This window comes from Streptomyces sp. NPDC044064 (assembly GCF_056434245.1).
In genome coordinates this window covers 85,519-105,303 of sequence record NZ_JBWKFN010000037.1, presented here as the reverse complement: position 1 = coordinate 105,303, position 19,785 = coordinate 85,519, and the positions used below count along the sequence as shown (strand labels likewise).

Annotated in this window: 12 protein-coding genes, 1 tRNA gene and 1 rRNA gene; 12 read left to right on the top strand and 2 right to left on the bottom strand. The window is 69.6% G+C overall.

The window, feature by feature from the left end; genetic code table 11:
- The 3 genes from rrf to AC07DS_RS40200 all read left to right on the top strand — a co-directional run.
- Window positions 1–86: ribosomal RNA gene (gene rrf, locus AC07DS_RS40210) — 5S ribosomal RNA — on the top strand; the annotation flags it as partial.
- 114 nt (window positions 87–200) lie between these two features.
- Complete coding sequence (locus AC07DS_RS40205) at window positions 201–863, top strand: DegT/DnrJ/EryC1/StrS family aminotransferase (RefSeq protein ID WP_479153726.1); 663 nt, start codon at window positions 201–203, stop codon at window positions 861–863.
- An 84-nt stretch (window positions 864–947) separates the two neighbouring features.
- Window positions 948–1,020: transfer RNA gene (locus tag AC07DS_RS40200), tRNA-Thr, on the top strand.
- 73 nt (window positions 1,021–1,093) lie between these two features.
- On the opposite strand, the gene AC07DS_RS40195 is transcribed toward AC07DS_RS40200, so the two are convergent.
- Entirely contained in the window at window positions 1,094–3,850 is a 2,757-nt protein-coding gene (locus AC07DS_RS40195) for a SpoIIE family protein phosphatase (protein ID WP_479153721.1), read from the bottom strand.
- 410 nt (window positions 3,851–4,260) lie between these two features.
- Here AC07DS_RS40195 and AC07DS_RS40190 point away from each other — a divergent pair, with 410 nt between their 5' ends.
- From AC07DS_RS40190 to AC07DS_RS40150, 9 genes are all read left to right on the top strand, one after another.
- Window positions 4,261–9,720 (top strand): HAMP domain-containing protein, encoded by a 5,460-nt coding sequence (locus tag AC07DS_RS40190; RefSeq protein WP_479153720.1) that lies wholly within the window; start codon window positions 4,261–4,263, stop codon window positions 9,718–9,720.
- A 273-nt stretch (window positions 9,721–9,993) separates the two neighbouring features.
- Window positions 9,994–10,674, top strand: a complete 681-nt coding sequence (locus AC07DS_RS40185) for a response regulator (protein WP_145883018.1) — start codon at window positions 9,994–9,996, stop codon at window positions 10,672–10,674.
- Between the two features lie 124 nt (window positions 10,675–10,798).
- Window positions 10,799–13,543, top strand: coding sequence for a DNA translocase FtsK (locus AC07DS_RS40180; RefSeq protein WP_479153719.1), 2,745 nt, complete (start codon window positions 10,799–10,801; stop codon window positions 13,541–13,543).
- A gap of 278 nt (window positions 13,544–13,821) precedes the next feature.
- Window positions 13,822–14,667 (top strand): helix-turn-helix domain-containing protein, encoded by an 846-nt coding sequence (locus AC07DS_RS40175; protein WP_479153718.1) that lies wholly within the window; start codon window positions 13,822–13,824, stop codon window positions 14,665–14,667.
- Between the two features lie 93 nt (window positions 14,668–14,760).
- The gene (gene rimO, locus AC07DS_RS40170; protein WP_479153717.1) at window positions 14,761–16,233 is read left to right on the top strand and encodes a 30S ribosomal protein S12 methylthiotransferase RimO; all 1,473 of its coding nucleotides are present in this window, start codon (window positions 14,761–14,763) and stop codon (window positions 16,231–16,233) included.
- Window positions 16,230–16,991, top strand: a complete 762-nt coding sequence (pgsA, locus tag AC07DS_RS40165; protein WP_479153716.1) for a CDP-diacylglycerol--glycerol-3-phosphate 3-phosphatidyltransferase — start codon at window positions 16,230–16,232, stop codon at window positions 16,989–16,991. The genes rimO and pgsA overlap by 4 nt, the downstream gene beginning before the upstream one ends.
- The gene (locus AC07DS_RS40160; RefSeq protein WP_479153715.1) at window positions 16,988–17,533 is read left to right on the top strand and encodes a CinA family protein; all 546 of its coding nucleotides are present in this window, start codon (window positions 16,988–16,990) and stop codon (window positions 17,531–17,533) included. Before pgsA ends, AC07DS_RS40160 begins: the two co-directional genes overlap by 4 nt.
- 109 nt (window positions 17,534–17,642) lie before the next feature.
- Entirely contained in the window at window positions 17,643–18,017 is a 375-nt protein-coding gene (locus AC07DS_RS40155; RefSeq protein ID WP_145883012.1) for a helix-turn-helix domain-containing protein, read from the top strand.
- A 200-nt stretch (window positions 18,018–18,217) separates the two neighbouring features.
- The gene (locus tag AC07DS_RS40150; protein ID WP_479153714.1) at window positions 18,218–18,688 is read left to right on the top strand and encodes a Dps family protein; all 471 of its coding nucleotides are present in this window, start codon (window positions 18,218–18,220) and stop codon (window positions 18,686–18,688) included.
- 321 nt (window positions 18,689–19,009) lie between these two features.
- Here AC07DS_RS40150 and AC07DS_RS40145 read toward each other — a convergent pair whose 3' ends face one another.
- A complete protein-coding gene (locus AC07DS_RS40145) occupies window positions 19,010–19,774 on the bottom strand; it encodes an SDR family NAD(P)-dependent oxidoreductase (protein WP_479153713.1) in 765 nt (254 codons plus the stop codon).
- Between the last annotated feature and the right edge of the window lie 11 nt (window positions 19,775–19,785).

Below are 19,785 nucleotides of genomic sequence, written 5' to 3'. Positions count from 1 at the left end.
GTTACATTCCGAACCCGGAAGCTAAGCCTCACAGCGCCGATGGTACTGCAGGGGGGACCCTGTGGGAGAGTAGGACGCCGCCGAACAAATTTTGAAAAGGTCGGATCCTGAACTTCGGTTCGGGGTCCGACCTTTTTACGTTCTCCTTAACGTGTCGTTCACGTTGCGCGCGGAACATCCAGCACATGGGTACTGCTGCAATGCTCAGGGCCGCCGGCGTCGGAGTCGGTGACGAGGTCGTCGTACCGGCCTTCGGGAATGTCGAAGTGGCCGAGGCCGTGACCCTGGCGGGTGCGCTTCCGGTGTTCGCCGACATAGATCCGGTCACCTACTGTCTCGACCCGTCGGCCGTGGAAGCGGCCGTAACTCCTCGAACCGTCGCGGTCGTTGTGGTCCACCGGTTCGGCCGGCGTGCGGACATCACGCGGCTGCACGAGGTGGGACAGCGGCACGGACTGCTCGTGCTGGAACAGGGCGAATCCGAGGCGCCGTACGACGAGATGGCGCAGCGCCGGGAGCGGGCCGCCTATCTCGACGCCAAGCTGAAGGGCGTGAGCACCCCGGACGGGGGTGACTGCCACACCTACCAGCAGTACGTGGTGCGGGTGCCGGGCAATGGCCGGCCGGACCGCGATGCCTTCGCCCGGGCCTTGCGGGCCAGGGGAGTTGAGTGCCGCGTTCCCGTGAAGACGCCCGTGCACCGACTGCCCGAGTTCCGGCGCTGCGTGGCGCTGCCGGAGACCGAGCGGGCAGCGGACGAGACGCTCGCGCTGCCCGTGGACGCCTCCCTGACGAAGCGTGAGATGCAGCGGATCGTCTCTGCCTGCAACGCCCTTGGCGGTTTGCTCCAACCCGCCTTCTGAACGGGCACCGAACGAATTTGGGAAACGGCCCTGTTCGGGGTACTCTTTTCCTGTCGCCGCGAGGGAAACCTCGAAAAAGACAAGGCCCCCATAGCTCAGTCGGCAGAGCGTCTCCATGGTAAGGAGAAGGTCAACGGTTCGATTCCGTTTGGGGGCTCAGCAATGAAGGCCTCGCCCTATCGGGCGGGGCTTTTGTCGTTTCTACGGATGCCCGGGCGGGCCCGGGGGCTTCAGTCCTTGTGAAGCCCCGGCACCCGCATCGCCAGGATCGCCATGTCGTCGGACGGGGCGTCGGACGCGAAGCGTTCCACGGCACGCATGATGCGTGCCGCGACCGCGCCCGCCGTGAGGCCCGTGCAGGTGGTGAGGACGTCGGCGAGGCCGTCGTCGCCCAGCATGCGCGTGCCCTCGCGGCGTTCGGTGACGCCGTCCGTGACGCAGAGGAGGACGTCGCCGGGGTCGAGGGTGACCGTCTCCTCGTACAGCTCCAGGTCCTCGATGACGCCGAGCAGCGGCTGGGGCTCGGCCGCAGCCGTCACGGTGCCGTCCTGGCGCAGCCGCAGCGGGAGGGGGTGGCCGGCGCAGACCACCTTCAGCTCGGCGCTGCCGTCCTCCTGCGGCCGCAACTCGCCGTACAGCAGGGTCAGGAATCGGCTGCGGTCGCCCTCGTCGAGGATCGCGGAGTTCAGGCGCTCGAGAACTGCCGGGCCGGACAGGCCCTCGCGGGCCAGCAGGCGCAGTGCGTGCCGGGCCAGGCCCGTGACCGCCGCCGCGTTCGGACCCGTACCGCAGACGTCGCCGATGGCGAAGCCGTAGGCGCCGTTGCCGATCGGGAAGAGGTCGTAGAAGTCACCGCCGACCTCGTTGCCCTCGCCGGCCGCGCGGTAGATGACCTCGACCTCGACGCCGTCGATGTGCGGCAGGCCGGGCGGGAGCAGGCTGCGCTGGAGGGACTGGCTGATGGCCGTGCGCTCCGAGTACAGGCGGGCGTTGTCCAGGGCGAGCGCGGCCCGGCGGCTCAGGTCCTCGGCCAGTTCGAGGATCTCCTGGCGGAAGTGCTCGTCGGTGGGCTTGCCCAGGGTCAGCATGCCGATGACGCGGTTGCGGGCGACGAGCGGCAGGACGACCGTCTCGCCGCCGACGGCGGAGGCCGTCGCGAGCGTCGGGCCGATGCCCGAGGAGACCTGCCGGGCGGGGCCGCCGGACAGGCCGAGGCTGCGCATCGAGGAGCGCAGGGCCGCCTGGTGGGCGACCTCGCCGGGAGCGGTCCAGACCCGGGCGCCGGGAGTGGTTACCGGGTCGGGCGCGGGCACCTTCGACAGCAGCGACTTGATGCCGTCGATGAGCTCCTCGTCCTCGTGCAGCACGTACGACAGGTACGGCTCGGAAGCCTGGTCGGCGATCGTGTAGACGGCGCACCAGGTGGCCAGCGTCGGGACCGTCATCTGGGCCATCAGGGCCAGGGTCTGGTCGCGGTCCAGGGTGCCTGCCAGCAGGTCGGAGGCCTCGACCAGGAAGCTCAGGGAACCTCGGCGCAGCCGCTCCAGCTCACCGAGGCGGGCCGACTCGACGGCCAGGGCGATGCGGTCGGCGGCGAACTGCAGGCGCAGCGCCTCCTCGTTGGAGTACCGGCCGGGTGCCTCGGCCGCCACGCCGAGGGAGCCCGTGAGGCGGCCCTCGACCTTCAGCGGGACCGTGACGACCGAGCGCATACCGGTGCCGGACAGCAGCGGTACGGCTCCGGGTACGGCGGTGAGGTCGTCGTGGACGGCGGGCATGCGCGCGGAGCCGTACCGGCCGGGGCCGGCCTCGACCGGGACGCGGGCGAAGCGCTGGCGGGCGGAGGGCAGGCCGGTGGAGGCCCGGACCTCCAGCTCGGTCTCGTCGTCGGTGGCCAGCAGCAGGAACGCGGAGTCGCCGTCGAGCATGTCGCGGGCGCGCTCCACCGTGCGTTGCAGGAGGCCGTCGAGGTCGTCCGGGGCGGGGGAGCCGATGAACACCTCGAAGGGGTCGGCGCTCTGGCCGTCGGAACCTGCTGTCTGGTCGGTGGCGGGGCCGCGCAACGGCGTCTGCAGGACCGCGCGTTCGTGGTCCCGCACCAGGAGGCACACGGTGGAGGGTTCGCCGCCGGTGTCGCGGACCCTGAGGTGGGAGGCGTAGACCGGGGCCACGCGGCCGTCGGAGCCGCGGACGCCGTAACTGCCCTCCCAGCGTGAGAGCTGGAGGGCTTCGGCGATGCCGGTGCCGGTGCCCGGGGTGTGCGGCCAGGCGGCGAGGTCGGTGAGGGGCTTGCCGATGACCTCGGGGGCCGGGTAGCCGAACAGCTCCTCCGCGTCCTCGTTCCAGCTGCTGATGGAGCCCTTCCGGTCGATCTGGAGGACCGCGACGCGCACCCGGCCGTCGGCGAGCGGGAGGAGGTCGGCGGGGAGGGAGGGGCCGGCGGCGCGGGTGCCGACCGGACGCTCGGGCAGATTGAGGTGGAACCAGACGTTCTTGTGGGTGGGGGTGTAGTCCACGCCCCAGCGGGCCGCCAGGGCCGCGCACAGCTGCAGGCCGCGGCCGCCCTCGCGGTCGGGGCTGCCCATGGAGGCCGGCGAGGCCTGCAGGGGGACCTCGCGCTCCGGGTAGCGGTCCGAGACCTCGATGCGCACGCCGTCCTCGGTGCGCAGGCACAGCACTTCCGCGTGTGTGCCCGCGTGCACCACCGCGTTGGTCACCAGTTCGCTGGTGAGGACCACCGCGTCGTCGACGACGTCGGCGAAGCCCCAGCCCTGGAGGGTGTCTCGGACGAAGGACCTGGCGGTCGCGACGGACCGCCCGACGGGCTCGAAACTGGCGGCCGCGCGCGCGGTGATCACAGAACTCCTCGGCCGGTTGTCGACGTGCAGGGCAGCGTGGCCGACCGGCTCGCGCCGCTGCTGCGGCATCCGTTCGCCCGTCGGCCGTGGCTCCGGGGTATGTCCCCCGGGGATCAGTCCGGTGGTCATGGTCTGCGGTCGCCCCTCCGATGCCCGCTCGTGCTCGTGCCACCGCCCAGGCCGGTCGGACCGGTGTGGCTGGACAGCCGCATGCAAGGTTACTTACCTTCGCCCTCCGAGCGGATGCCGGTCGCCGGTGTTTACGCCCCCAGGGTGTGCGGACGATGTGCGAAGCTGCCGAACTGTTATGGCCTGGTTCGGCCGGGGTGAAACACTGGGCAAGCTTCTGATGAAGGTCCGGTCATGCTGCGTGTGTTCCGTGTACGGAGGGCAGCAGCCTCTGGTGTGGCCGGATCTCGTCTGGCAGAAATACCGAGCAGTAACGAATGCGCGGAAGTATTCGGTGAGCCGGGTGATCGGCCTGCCGGGCCGACGCGGTGAGCACGGCAGTGATGGTCTACCCCTTCGGGAGGGACGCAGTGGAGTCTGGCGCAGGGACGCGGGGCACGAAGACGCGCGCGAAGGGCGGACCGTCCCTGGGCAGGAACGGCGGCACCACCGCCGTGGACACGGCTGCCCTGAACCGGCTGCTGGCGGCCCTCGTGTCGATGCGTGACGGCAACTTCCGCAAGCGGCTCACGGTGTCCGGCGACGGCGTGATGTCGGAGATCGCCGCGGTCTTCAACGAGGTCGCGGACCGGAATCTGCATCTGACCGGTGAGCTGTCGAGGGTGCGGCGCATGGTCGGGCGTGAGGGAAAGCTCACGGAACGGCTGGAAACAGGTGCCTGCGAGGGCTCGTGGGCGGCCGCGATCGACAACTCCAACGCGCTGGTCGACGATCTCGTCTGGCCCGTCTCGGAGGTCAGCCGGGTCCTGACGGCGGTCGCCGAGGGTGATCTGTCGCCGCGGATGGACCTGCGCACCCAGGCGCCCGACGGAACCGGGCATCCGCTGCGGGGCGAGTTCCTGAAGGTCGGCCGTACCGTCAACAACCTGGTCGACCAGCTGTCGACGTTCACCGACGAGGTCACGCGCGTGGCCAGCGAGGTCGGCACCGAGGGCAAGCTCGGCGGCCAGGCCCGGGTGCGCGGTATGTCCGGTTCGTGGAAGGACCTGACCGAGTCCGTCAACACGATGGCGAACCGTCTGACCGCTCAGGTGCGCGACATCGCCCTGGTGACGACGGCGGTCGCGCGGGGCGATCTGTCACGCAAGGTCACGGTGCATGTCGCCGGCGAGATGCTGGAGCTGAAGAACACCGTCAACACGATGGTGGAGCAGCTGTCCTCCTTCTCCTCCGAGGTGACCCGGGTGGCCCGTGAGGTGGGCACCGAGGGCATCCTGGGCGGCCAGGCGCAGGTGCCCGGGGTGGCCGGCGTGTGGAAGGAGCTGACCGACTCCGTCAACACGATGGCGGGCAACCTGACCGCGCAGGTGCGGGGGATCTCCCAGGTCACGACTGCGGTCGCGAACGGTGACCTGTCGCAGAAGGTGACGGTTCCGGCGCGCGGTGAGGTCGCGCAGCTCGCCGAGACGATCAACCAGATGACGGAGACCCTGCGGATCTTCGCGGACGAGGTCACGCGTGTGGCCAACGAGGTCGGTGGGGAGGGCCGGCTCGGCGGGCAGGCGAACGTGCCGGGCGCTGCCGGCACCTGGAAGGACCTGACGGATTCCGTCAACACGGTGTTCCGGAATCTGACCACACAGGTGAGGGACATCGCCGCGGTGACGACCGCCGTGGCCAGTGGTGACCTGTCGCAGAAGGTCACCGTCGACGTGGCCGGCGAGATGCTGGAGCTGAAGAACACCGTCAACGGCATGGTGGACCAGCTGTCGGCGTTCGGTTCCGAGGTGACCCGGGTCGCGCGGGAGATCGGCGTCGAGGGTGAACTGGGCGGCCAGGCACAGGTGTCGGGTGCGGCCGGTACGTGGAAGGACCTGACGGACTCCGTCAACACGGCGTTCCGCAACCTGACCGGCCAGGTGCGCAACATCGCCCAGGTGACGACGGCGGTGGCCAACGGTGACCTCTCGCAGAAGGTCACCGTCGATGTCTCCGGCGAGATGCTCCAGCTGAAGAACACCGTGAACACGATGGTGGACCAGCTGTCCTCGTTCGCGGACCAGGTCACGCGGATGGCCCGGGACGTGGGTACCGAGGGCCGGCTGGGCGGCCAGGCCAGGGTGGACGGTGTCTCGGGCACCTGGAAGGAGCTGACGGACTCCGTCAACTTCATGGCCGGAAACCTGACGTCGCAGGTGCGCAACATCGCCCAGGTGACGACGGCGGTGGCCAACGGTGACCTCTCGCAGAAGATCGACGTCGACGCGCGCGGGGAGATCCTCGAGCTGAAGAACACCATCAACACGATGGTCGACCAGCTCTCCGCCTTCGCGGACCAGGTGACCCGGGTGGCCCGGGACGTGGGTACCGAGGGCCGGCTCGGCGGTCAGGCGCAGGTGCCGGGCGTGGCCGGTGTGTGGCGGGACCTCACCGACTCGGTGAACGGCATGGCCGGCAACCTCACCGCCCAGGTGCGCAACATCGCCCAGGTGGCCACGGCTGTGGCCCGCGGTGACCTCTCCCAGAAGATCACCGTGGACGCGCGCGGGGAGATCCTGGAGCTGAAGAACACGCTGAACACGATGGTCGACCAGCTGTCGTCGTTCGCCCAGGAGGTCACCCGGGTGGCCCGTGAGGTGGGTACGGAGGGCATCCTCGGCGGTCAGGCCGAGGTCCAGGGAGTCTCCGGCACCTGGAAGGACCTCACGCAGTCCGTGAACTTCATGGCGAACAACCTGACCATCCAGGTGCGCAACATCGCCGAGGTGACGACGGCGGTCGCCAAGGGTGACCTGTCCAAGAAGATCACCGTTGACGCGAAGGGCGAGATCCTCGAGCTCGTCACGACCGTCAACACGATGGTCGACCAGCTGTCCAGTTTCGCCGAGCAGGTGACCCGGGTGGCCCGTGAGGTGGGCACCGAGGGCATCCTGGGCGGCCAGGCGCACGTTCCGGGTGTCACGGGCATCTGGAAGGACCTGAGCAACAACGTCAACCTGATGGCCAACAACCTGACCATGCAGGTGCGCAACATCTCCCAGGTCGCCGCGGCCGTCGCCAACGGTGACCTGACGCGTCAGGTGACGATCGAGGCGAGCGGTGAGGTGGCGCAGCTCGCCGACACCTTCAACACGATGGTGAAGACGCTGAGTTCGTTCGCCGACCAGGTCACCAAGGTGGCCCGTGAGGTGGGCACGGACGGGATCCTGGGTGGTCAGGCGCACGTTCCGGGTGTGGCCGGAACGTGGAAGGACCTCACCGAGTCCGTGAACCAGATGGCGTCCAACCTGACCGGTCAGGTGCGCAACATCGCCATGGTGACCACGGCCATCGCCAAGGGTGACCTGACGAAGAAGATCGACATCGACGCGCGCGGTGAGATCCTCGAACTCAAGACGACGATCAACACGATGGTCGACCAGCTGTCCAGTTTCGCCGAGGAGGTCACCCGGGTGGCCCGCGAGGTGGGCACCGAGGGGCAGCTCGGCGGTCAGGCACGCGTGCGTGACGTCGACGGCACCTGGCGGGACCTCACCGAGTCGGTGAACGAGATGGCCGGGAACCTGACGCGGCAGGTGCGCGCCATCGCGCGCGTGGCGACCGCGGTGACCCGCGGCGACCTGAACCTGAAGATCGACGTCGACGCGTCCGGCGAGATTCAGGAGCTGCAGGACTACATCAACAAGATGATCGCCAACCTGCGTGACACCACGATCGCCAACAAGGAGCAGGACTGGCTCAAGGGCAACCTCGCCCGCATCTCGGCGCTGATGCAGGGCCGCCGGGACCTGGCGGACGTGGCTTCGCTCATCATGAGCGAGCTGACGCCGGTGGTCTCCGCGCAGCACGGCGCGTTCTTCCTGACGATGCCGCTGATGGACGGCCAGGACCTCAGCGTCGACGCCGAGGACCGCTACGAGCTGCGGATGCTCGGCTCGTACGGCTACTCGATGGGCTCCATGCCGACGTCGTTCCGGCCCGGTGAGGCGCTGATCGGCACGGCCGCCACGGAGAAGCGCACGATCCTGGTCGAGAACGCGCCGAGCGGCTATCTGAAGATCTCCTCCGGGCTCGGCGAGGCCCCGCCCGCGCAGGTGATCGTGTTGCCGGTCCTCTTCGAGGGCAAAGTGCTCGGTGTGATCGAGCTGGCGTCCTTCACGCCGTTCACGCAGATCCAGAAGGACTTCCTCAACCAGATCGCCGAGATGATCGCGACCAGCGTCAACACCATCTCGGTCAACACCAAGACCGAGCTGCTGCTGAAGCAGTCGCAGGAGCTGACCGAGCAACTCCGTGAGCGGTCGGCGGAGTTGGAGAACCGGCAGAAGGCGCTGCAGGCCTCCAACGCCGAACTGGAGGAGAAGGCCGAGCTGCTGGCCCGGCAGAACCGGGACATCGAGGTGAAGAACACCGAGATCGAGGAGGCCCGGCAGGTTCTGGAGGAGCGTGCCGAACAGCTCGCGGTGTCGATGCGCTACAAGAGCGAATTCCTCGCCAACATGTCGCACGAGCTGCGTACGCCGCTCAACTCGCTGCTGATCCTGGCCAAGCTGCTCGCCGACAACGCGGACACCAACCTCACGCCGAAGCAGGTGGAGTTCGCCGAGACCATCCACGGCGCGGGATCCGACCTGCTCCAGCTGATCAACGACATCCTCGACCTGTCGAAGGTCGAGGCGGGCAAGATGGACGTCTCCCCGACGCGTATCGCGCTCGTCCAGCTCGTGGACTACGTGGAGGCCACTTTCCGGCCGTTGACGGCGGAGAAGGGCCTGGACCTGTCCGTGCGGGTCTCCCCGGAGCTGCCCGCGACCCTGCACACCGACGAGCAGCGGCTGCTGCAGGTGCTGCGGAACCTGCTGTCGAACGCGGTGAAGTTCACCGACTCCGGGTCGGTCGAGCTGGTGATCCGGCCCGCCGGTTCCGGTGTGCCGCAGGTCATCCGTGAGCAGTTGCTGGAGGCCGGCTCGCTCAGCGATCCGGACGCGCCGCTGATCGCGTTCTCGGTGACCGACACCGGCATCGGTATCGCGGCGAGCAAGATGCGGGTGATCTTCGAGGCGTTCAAGCAGGCGGACGGCACGACCAGCCGCAAGTACGGCGGCACGGGCCTCGGCCTGTCCATCTCGCGGGAGATCGCGCAGCTGCTCGGCGGTGAGATTTACGCGCAGAGCGAGCCCGGCCGCGGCTCGACGTTCACGCTGTACCTGCCGCTGCACCCGAGCGAACTGCCGCCGCAGGGCTACCAGCAGTCCGTGACCCCGCTGGAGGCCGGCGAGCTGGTCGCCTCCGCGGCCGGGCTGTCGCTGGAGCTGTCCGCCGTGGAGATCGAGACGCCGGCGGAGGTGAAGTCGTACCAGGAGACGCAGAACGGTGCCGCCGCGCTCTTCCGGCGCCGCCGCCGGAGCCTGCCGCCGGTCGAGCACCGCCCCGAGCGGTGGGCGACGGTCGGCGAGCAGGAGAGCGCGCCGCAGTCGGCCCGAGCGGTACGGTTCGGTGGTGAGAAGGTGCTGATCGTCGACGACGACATCCGCAACGTGTTCGCGCTCACCAGCGTCCTGGAGCAGCACGGGCTGTCGGTGCTGTACGCCGAGAACGGCCGCGAGGGCATCGAGGTGCTGGAGCAGCACGACGACGTGGCGGTCGTGCTGATGGACATCATGATGCCCGAGATGGACGGGTACGCGACGACCACGGCGATCCGCAGGATGCCGCAGTTCGCGGGGCTGCCGATCATCGCGCTGACCGCGAAGGCGATGAAGGGCGACCGGGAGAAGGCGATCGAGTCGGGTGCCTCCGACTACGTGACGAAGCCGGTCGATCCGGACCATCTGCTGGCCGTCATGCGGCAGTGGATGCGTGAGGAGTGACGGGGTGACCGGCGCGGATGTGAACGCTGCGGGAACCTTGGGTGTGCACTCGGAGTTGTCGTTCCGAAGGGGCCGGGGGCGTGTGGGAATCCCGGATTCCGGGAACTTTCCGGTCTCTCGCGGCGTTTCCGTTGCGTGCACAGTGACATCGCGGTGACAGGGTGTGGCGACGGGCGGGGTGCGGCTACGATGACCGGCACAAGGACGGGCGGCGAAAGGGAGTCGTCCCCTGGGGCGGCGCCCGGTGTACCGCCGGGGCGAGGAGGGCGGGCCATGGTGCAGAAGGCCAAGATCCTCCTGGTCGATGACCGGCCGGAGAATCTGCTGGCGCTGGAGGCCATCCTCTCTGCGCTCGATCAGACGCTGGTGCGGGCATCGTCCGGGGAGGAAGCGCTCAAAGCACTACTCACGGACGACTTCGCGGTCATTCTGCTGGATGTCCAGATGCCGGGCATGGACGGCTTCGAGACCGCGGCGCACATCAAGCGGCGGGAGCGGACCCGGGACATCCCGATCATCTTCCTCACCGCGATCAACCACGGTCCCCACCACACCTTCCGGGGCTACGCGGCGGGCGCTGTCGACTACATCTCGAAGCCGTTCGACCCGTGGGTGCTGCGCGCGAAGGTGTCCGTCTTCGTCGAGCTGTACATGAAGAACTGCCAGCTGCGCGAGCAGGCGGCGCTGCTGCGGCTCCAGTTGGAGGGCGGCGGCAAGGGCGCGGTCGGCGGCAAGGAGTCGGCCGGGCTGCTCGCCGAGCTGTCGGCGCGGCTCGCGGCCGTCGAGGAGCAGGCCGAGGCGCTGTCCAAGCAGCTGGACGACGAGTCGGCGGACGCGGCAGCGGTGGCCACGGCTGCGCATCTGGAACGCAAACTCACCGGGCTGCGCCGTGCGCTCGACGCGCTGGAGCCCGGTGCGGGCAGCGGTACCGCGTCGGTGCCGACGCAGAACTGACACTCGCCGGGGGCACAGTTGCCCATGAGCGTGCGTCAGTTCCGCGCCCCGGCAAGGGCGACACGAACGGGTGAAGCAGTGGGCACGCGTGTCCACTGTCGTCTCCCCCGGTAACCTCACACCCATGGCCTCACGTCCCTCCGCAGCCAAGAAGCAGCCCGCGAAGAAGGCGGCCGCTCCCGCGAAGGCTCCGGCGAGGAAGGCCGCAGCGAAGAAGGCCCCGGCCAAGAAGGCGCCCGCCAAGAAGGCTCCGGCGAAGAAGGCCGCGCCTCCGAAGCCGGCACCGAATCCCACGGGGGGCGTGTACCGGCTCGTGCGCGCCGTCTGGCTCGGTCTCGCGCACGCGGTCGGCGCCGTCTTCCGGGGCATAGGGCAGGGCGCGAAGAACCTCGACCCGGCCCACCGCAAGGACGGTGTCGCGCTGCTGCTCTTCGGCATCGCGCTGATCGTCGCCGCCGGTACGTGGGCCGATCTGCGCGGTCCCGTCGGTGATCTGGTGGAGATCCTGGTCACCGGCGCCTTCGGCCGGCTCGACCTGCTGGTGCCGATACTGCTCGCGGTGATCGCCGTACGGTTCATCCGGCACCCGGAGAAGCCGGAGGCCAACGGGCGGATCGTGATCGGTCTGTCCGCGCTCGTCATCGGCGTGCTCGGCCAGGTCCACATCGCCTGCGGTTCGCCCGCCCGCGGCGACGGCATGCAGGCCATAAGGGACGCCGGCGGCCTCATCGGCTGGGCGGCGGCGACCCCGCTGACGTACACCATGAGCGAGGTGCTCGCCGTACCGCTGCTGGTACTGCTGACGATCTTCGGGCTGCTGGTGGTCACCGCCACCCCGGTCAACGCCATCCCGCAGCGGCTGCGCGCGCTCGGCGTGCGCCTGGGCCTGCTGCCCGACCCGGAGGAGTACGAGCCCTCCGAGGACGACACGCGGTACGAGGAGCAGTGGCGCGAGGATCTGCCCGCACGCCCCCGACGGCGCCGGAGCGTCCCCCAGGCGTACGACCCCGACGGCGCCGAGGAGGAGGCCCTCTCGCAGCGCCGCGGCCGCCCCAGGCGCTCCGCGGTGCCCCAGCCCGATCTGCAGCGCCAGATGGACGCGGTGGACGTCGCCGCGGCCGCCGCTGCCGCCCTCGACGGTGCCGTCCTGCACGGCATGCCGCCGTCCGCGCTCGTCGCCGACCTCACCCAGGGGGTGAGCGTGGGCGACCGCGAGGAGACCACACCGGTTCCCGCTCCGTCGCCGGAGCCCACGCCGGCCCCGGTTCCCGCGCCCGCCGCGCGCCCCAAGCAGGAGAAGCTGAAGGTCGCGAGCGTCCCCGACCTCACGAAGGCGGCCCCCGAGGAGTCCCGTGACCTGCCCGCGCGCGCGGAGCAGCTCCAGCTCTCCGGGGACATCACCTACTCGCTGCCGTCGCTCGACCTCCTCACGCGTGGAGGCCCCGGCAAGGTCCGCAGCGAGGCGAACGACGCGATCGTCGGCTCCCTGCGCAACGTCTTCTCCGAGTTCAAGGTGGACGCCGACGTCACCGGGTTCACCCGTGGCCCGACGGTCACCCGCTACGAGGTCCAGCTCGGCCCCGCCGTGAAGGTGGAGCGGATCACCGCGCTGACCAAGAACATCGCGTACGCCGTGGCCAGTCCGGACGTGCGGATCATCAGCCCCATCCCGGGCAAGTCCGCGGTCGGCATCGAGATCCCGAACACCGACCGGGAGATGGTCAACCTCGGCGACGTGCTGCGCCTCGCGGAGTCCGCCGAGGACGACGACCCGATGCTGGTCGCCTTCGGCAAGGACGTCGAGGGCGGGTACGTGATGCACTCGCTCGCGAAGATGCCGCACATGCTCGTCGCCGGTGCGACCGGTTCCGGCAAGTCCTCGTGCATCAACTGCCTGATCACCTCGGTCATGATGCGGGCGACCCCGGACGACGTCCGGATGATCCTGGTCGACCCCAAGCGCGTCGAGCTGACCGCCTACGAGGGCATCCCGCACCTGATCACGCCGATCATCACCAACCCCAAGCGGGCCGCCGAGGCGCTGCAGTGGGTCGTGCGCGAGATGGACCTGCGCTACGACGACCTGGCCGCGTTCGGCTTCCGGCACATCGACGACTTCAACAAGGCCATCCGCGACGGCAAGGTGAAGCTGCCCGAGGGCAGCGAGCGGGAGCTGCAGCCCTACCCGTACCTGCTGGTGATCGTGGACGAGCTGGCCGACCTGATGATGGTCGCGCCGCGGGACGTCGAGGACGCGATCGTGCGCATCACGCAGCTCGCACGCGCGGCCGGCATCCACCTGGTGCTCGCCACCCAGCGCCCGTCGGTCGACGTGGTCACCGGCCTGATCAAGGCCAACGTGCCCTCCCGGCTGGCGTTCGCCACCTCCTCGCTCGCCGACTCCCGGGTCATCCTCGACCAGCCCGGCGCCGAGAAGCTGATCGGCAAGGGCGACGGCCTGTTCCTGCCGATGGGCGCGAACAAGCCGACCCGTATGCAGGGCGCGTTCGTGACCGAGGCCGAGGTCGCGCTCGTCGTGCAGCACTGCAAGGACCAGATGGCGCCGGTCTTCCGGGACGACGTCACCGTGGGCACCAAGCAGAAGAAGGAGATCGACGAGGACATCGGCGACGACCTCGACCTGCTGTGCCAGGCGGCCGAGCTGGTGGTCTCCACCCAGTTCGGGTCGACGTCCATGCTCCAGCGCAAGCTGCGCGTCGGCTTCGCCAAGGCCGGGCGGCTCATGGACCTGATGGAGTCCCGGAACATCGTCGGGCCCAGCGAGGGATCCAAGGCACGTGACGTTCTTGTGAAACCTGACGAACTGGACGGCGTGCTCGCGCTGATTCGAGGGGAGTCTGACGGATAGGGCTGCGGTCCGCCCGGCGTGTCGGGTTTACGCCGGGTGGCGGCAGGACCGTGATCCACCCGTTAGAGATCTGCGAGCAACCGTTTCCCTTTGTCGCACGTCAAGTTGAGCGAGAGGACAGGTTAGGGGCTCACTGTGGGCTTTGTGCCTGGCCCGCCGTTGGGATGAGCGGCCGTTCCGATGGCGTACAAATAGCACCGCCCGGTCGCCTCATCGTTTCGCACCCCCCTAGACTGAACCTCCAGCACAGGTGGCTCACACGCTCGAAAGGCGCCCCCGTGTCCATCGGCAACTCCCCTGAAGACGAGCGTCCGTTCCAGGATGCGTCGGAGGAAGTCCGTCCCTCAGTGGGACGCGCCCTGAAGCAGGCGCGCATCGAGGCCGGGCTCACCGTCGACGACGTCAGCAGCGCCACTCGTGTCCGTATCGCCATCGTGCACGCCATCGAGGCGGACGACTTCGCCCCCTGTGGCGGGGACGTCTACGCCCGTGGGCACATCCGCACGCTGGCCAAGGCCGTCCATCTGGACCCCGCTCCGCTGATCGCGCAGTTCGACGCCGCGCACGGCGGGCGGCCGGCACCCACTCCGGCGGCGCCCCTGTTCGAGGCGGAACGTATCCGCCCCGAGCGGCGCGGGCCCAACTGGACCGCGGCCATGGTCGCCGCGATCGTCGCCGTCGTCGGCTTCGTCGGCTTCACCGCCTTCAAGGGCGGCGACACCGGGAACGACGCCAAGTCGCAGGTGGCCGACGGCGCCACTTCGCCCACCCCCAGCAAGGCCGCCTCGCCCACGCCCAAGAAGGACAAGCCCGCCGCGCCGACCTCCGAGGCGTCCGACAGCGCCATCGCGGCCGCCCCGCAGGACAAGGTGACCGTCCAGGTCAGTGCCGCGGGCGGGCGCAGCTGGATCTCCGCCAAGGACCACAACGGCCGGATGCTCTTCGACGGGCTGCTGAAGAAGGGCGAGTCCAAGACCTTCCAGGACAGCTCCAAGATCAACCTCATCCTCGGTGACGCCGGCGCGATCCAGCTCTACGTCAACGGAAAGAAGATCGAGGACAACTTCCAGCCGGGCGCTGTGGAACGCCTCACGTACACGAAGGGCGACCCCGAGGCCGGATGACGGGCCCCTGGGGGAGCGGACGCGAAGGGGTTGGCCAAGATCGGCCAACCCCTTCGACATGGGGTGTCTGACAGACGAAGTAGTCTTGAGCCCATGCCTGAACGCCGTACCGTCGCTCTCGTCACTCTCGGCTGCGCCCGTAACGAGGTGGACTCGGAGGAGCTCGCAGGCCGTTTGGAGGCGGACGGCTGGCAGCTCGTCGAGGACGCCGCGGACGCCGACGTCGCCGTGGTCAACACCTGTGGCTTCGTCGAAGCCGCCAAGAAGGACTCCGTGGACGCCCTGCTGGAGGCCAACGACCTCAAGGACCATGGAAGAACCCAGGCCGTCGTGGCGGTGGGCTGCATGGCCGAGCGGTACGGCAAGGAACTCGCCGAGGCCCTGCCCGAGGCCGACGGCGTGCTCGGCTTCGACGACTACGCCGACATCTCCGACCGCCTGCAGACCATCCTGTCCGGCGGCATCCACGCCGCCCACACCCCGCGTGACCGGCGCAAGCTGCTGCCGATCAGCCCGGCCGAGCGGCAGGAGTCGGCCGCCTCCGTCGCGCTGCCCGGCCACGGCCCGTCCGACCTCCCGGAAGGGGTCGCGCCCGCCTCCGGCCCCCGTGCGCCCCTGCGCCGCCGCCTGGACGGCGCCCCGGTCGCCTCCGTCAAGCTCGCCTCCGGCTGTGACCGGCGCTGCTCCTTCTGCGCCATCCCGTCCTTCCGTGGCTCCTTCATCTCCCGCCGCCCGAGCGACGTGCTGAACGAGACGCGGTGGCTGGCCGAGCAGGGCGTCAAGGAGATCATGCTGGTCTCCGAGAACAACACCTCCTACGGCAAGGACCTGGGCGACATCCGCCTGCTGGAGTCCCTGCTGCCGGAGCTGGCCGAGGTCGACGGCATCGAGCGGGTGCGGGTGAGCTACCTGCAGCCGGCCGAGATGCGCCCCGGCCTGATCGACGTCCTGACGTCCACCCCGAAGGTCGTCCCCTACTTCGACCTGTCCTTCCAGCACTCCGCGCCCGACGTGCTGCGCGCCATGCGCCGCTTCGGCGACACCGACCGCTTCCTGGAGCTGCTGGACACCATCCGCAGCAAGGCCCCCGAGGCCGGTGTGCGCTCCAACTTCATCGTCGGCTTCCCCGGCGAGACCGAGTCGGACCTGGCCGAGCTGGAGCGCTTCCTGAACAGCGCCCGCCTGGACGCCATCGGTGTCTTCGGCTACTCCGACGAGGAGGGCACGGAGGCGGCGACGTACGAGAACAAGCTCGACGAGGACGTCGTCGCCGAGCGCCTGGCCCACATCTCCCGGCTCGCCGAGGATCTCGTCTCGCAGCGCACCGAGGAACGCCTCGGCGAGACCGTGCGCGTCCTCGTGGAGTCCGTGGACGAGGAAGAGGGCGTGTACGGCCGTGCCGAGCACCAGGCGCCGGAGACGGACGGACAGGTGCTGCTCACGAGCGGCGAGGGCCTGAGCGTCGGACGTATGGTCGAGGCGAAGGTGGTCGGTACGGAAGGTGTCGACCTCGTCGCCGAGCCGCTCACCGGCTCGCTCGCGTGTAGTGAGGAGGCGGGCAGATGACCGGAGTCCCGGCATCCGCCGCGGGCGGCTCCTCCGGCGCGCAGGGCGCGCGGGGTTCCGCCGCAGCTGCCGACGGCGCTGTTTCCGAGGTCTCCGGTCCCGCTTCCGACTCCGCCGCCGAAGGTGCGAAGCCCCCGCGCGGCGCGAAGATCGCGGCCGCGGCCGTCAACCAGGCCAGCCTGTGGAACGTCGCCAATCTGCTGACGATGCTCCGGCTGCTGCTGGTGCCCGGTTTCGTGGCGCTGATGCTGGCGGACGGCGGCTACGACCCGGCCTGGCGCTCGCTGGCCTGGGCGGCCTTCGCCGTCGCCATGATCACCGATCTGTTCGACGGGCATCTGGCGCGCACCTACAACCTGGTCACCGACTTCGGGAAGATCGCCGACCCCATCGCCGACAAGGCGATCATGGGGGCGGCGCTCATCTGTCTGTCCGCCCTGGGCGACCTCCCGTGGTGGGTGACGGCCGTGATCCTCGGCCGGGAACTCGGCATCACGCTGATGCGTTTTCTGGTCATTCGCTACGGCGTGATCCCCGCGAGCCGGGGCGGCAAGCTCAAGACGCTCACCCAGGGCGTGGCCGTCGGGATGTACGTCCTGGCACTGACGGGGTGGCTGGCGACCCTGAGGTTCTGGGTGATGGCCGTGGCGGTCGTCCTCACCGTCGTCACCGGCCTCGACTACGTGAGACAAGCCATTGTGCTGCGCCGGCAGGGAATCGCCGAGCGCGCGGCCGCGTTGGAGGAGAAGGAAGCGTGAGTTCCCCGGCCACCGAACTGGTGCGACTACTGACCGTGAGGGGCGAGAGCCTCGCCGTGGCGGAGTCGCTCACCGGTGGTCTTGTCGCGGCGGAGATCACGGCCGTCCCCGGGGCGTCCAAGGTCTTCCGGGGTTCGGTCACCGCCTACGCCACCGACCTGAAGCATGAGGTGCTCGGCGTCGACGCCACTCTGCTGGCGGCGCAGGGGGCGGTGGATCCGCAGGTCGCGGCCCAGATGGCGGCCGGGGTCCGCAAAGCCCTGGGAGCCGACTGGGGTATCGCGACGACCGGAGTCGCCGGACCCGAACCGCAGGACGGCCGGCCCGTCGGAACGGTCTTCGTGGCCGTCGACGGGCCTCTCACCGCCAACTCCGGTTCTGCCGGTGGCGGAAAAGTAGCGGCCCTGCGGTTGAACGGCGACCGTGCGGAAATTCGTATGGAGAGTGTACGGAGCGTACTCGCACTGCTTCTGAGGGAGCTGGCGGGCGAACAGACCGGGAATGAGCGGGCACAGGATACGGAACGGAACGGGGGGTTTTGATGTTTACAGCCCTGAGTGAACACGACATCGCTCCCCGCACGGCCGCGGCGCGAGGCGGTACGGTGGGGCGAGAAGGATGCGGCTACGCGGTCCGAGGAGGGAGCCACCGATGATTCTGCTCCGTCGCCTGCTTGGTGACGTGCTGCGTCGGCAGCGCCAACGCCAGGGCCGTACTCTGCGCGAAGTCTCCTCGTCCGCCCGAGTCTCACTCGGCTATCTCTCCGAGGTGGAGCGGGGGCAGAAGGAGGCTTCCTCCGAGCTGCTCTCCGCCATCTGCGACGCGCTGGACGTACGGATGTCGGAACTGATGCGAGAGGTGAGCGACGAACTGGCGCTCGCCGAGCTGGCCCAGTCCGCCGCGGCTACCGAGCCCGTACCCACGCCGGTCCGTCCGGTGCTGGGCACCGTGTCGGTGGCCGGCGTGCCACCGGAACGGGTGACCATCAAGGCGCCCGCCGGAGCGGTGGACGTGGTCGCCGCGTGACATCCGTGTGCGCGGCTTAGCCACCCGGAAGGCGTGAAGCCTCGGCCGGGCTTCCCCAGGTCTCCCTGGGGAAGCCCGGCCGAGGCTTTTGTGTGCTCCGGGCGTGTGATTCGTGTCTCTTTTGCCTCCATTTGCCGGTATTCGGTGGGGCGGTCATCGTGGAGGGACGTGCCTGCGCCGAATACACCGGAGGAAAGTGGATGTACGTCGTGAAGAGCCCGTTGCCCGATGACGATCTGAAGACCGTGTCCGAGGCGCTGCACGGCGCCCTGGTCGACCTGGTGGACCTCTCGCTGGTCGCCAAGCAGATCCACTGGAACGTCGTCGGACCCCGCTTCCGGTCCATCCACCTCCAGCTCGACGAGGTCGTCGACTCCGCCCGCACACACTCCGACACGGTGGCCGAGCGGGCGTCCGCCCTCGGTGTCCCGCCCGACGGGCGTGCGGCCACGGTGGCCTCGGCCAGCGGCATCGGGACCGCCCCGGCCGGCTGGATCAAGGACACGGACGCTGTCCGCACGATGGTGGACGCCCTGGGTGCGGTGATCACCCGGATGCGGGAGCGGGTCCAGGGGACCGGAGAGGCGGATCCGGTGTCCCAGGACATCTTCATCGGCATCACGGCGGACCTGGAGAAGCATCACTGGATGTTCCAGGCGGAGAACGCGTGAGCGTGTCGGAGTGCCCGGTGTTGCATCGGTGAGCCCTCGGTGCGCCTCCCGTGCGGGTCACGAGGCGTTCTAGCTTCCCGCTGGAGGTGGCGGCCATGGTGGGGCGGATACTGCGCTGGGGGGCTGCGCTCGGGCTGGGGGCGGTCTGGTGGTGGGCGGTCCTGCGGATCGCCGTGGGGTCCGGCGCCGGGGTGCTCGAAGGGGCCGTCGCGGTCAGCGGATGGGGACTGAGCGTGCTGCCGGTGCACTGTGTGTCCAAGAGGTGTGCGGTGGGAGCGGTGGAAACGGGGCGGTGGGCGGCTGCCTGGCGGGCGGAGGGCGCTACCAGGGCATCGTCACGCCCCCGTTCGGACGCAGGATCTGACCCGTCGTGAACGCCGAGGCGTCCGACGCCAGGTACAGCACCGTGTGCGCGACGTCGTCCGGCTCGCCGACCCGGCCCAGCGGGGACATCCGGGCCATCAGGGACTCGGTGTGCGCCTGCGCTTCCTGGTCGTGACGGTCGGTCATGGGCGTCCGGATCCAGCCCGGTGCGACCGCGTTGACCCGGATGCCGTACCGGCCGACCTCGGTGGCCAGCGTCTTCGTCAGCTGGACCACGGCCGCTTTCGCCGCGCCGTAGCAGAGCAGTCCGGGGCCGCCGGTGTCGACCGCGCCGGAGGCCATGGTGACGATGCTGCCCCGGGTGCCGTGGGCGAGCATCAGCCGGGCCGCCTCCTGGCAGGCGTACAGCACACCCTTGAAGTTGACGTTCAGGACGCGGTCCAGATCCTCGTCCCGGGTCTCCAGGACCGGGCTGCTGTGCATGATCCCGGCGATCGCAGCCATGGCGTCCAGGTGCCCGCAGGAGTGGACGGCCGCCGCGAGGGCGGCTCGGTCGGTGACGTCGACGGCGTGTGTGCGGGCCGTGCCGCCGCAGTCCTCGATCAGCTTGGCCGTGCCGTGCAGGCCGTCCGCGTCCAGGTCGGCGCAGTGCACCGTGGCACCCGCCGATGCGAGCAGGACGGCGGAGGCCCGGCCGATGCCGCCGGCGGCTCCGGTGACGAACGCGGTGCGTCCGGTGAGGTCGTACGCCTTGAGGGGCATACAGGGACGGT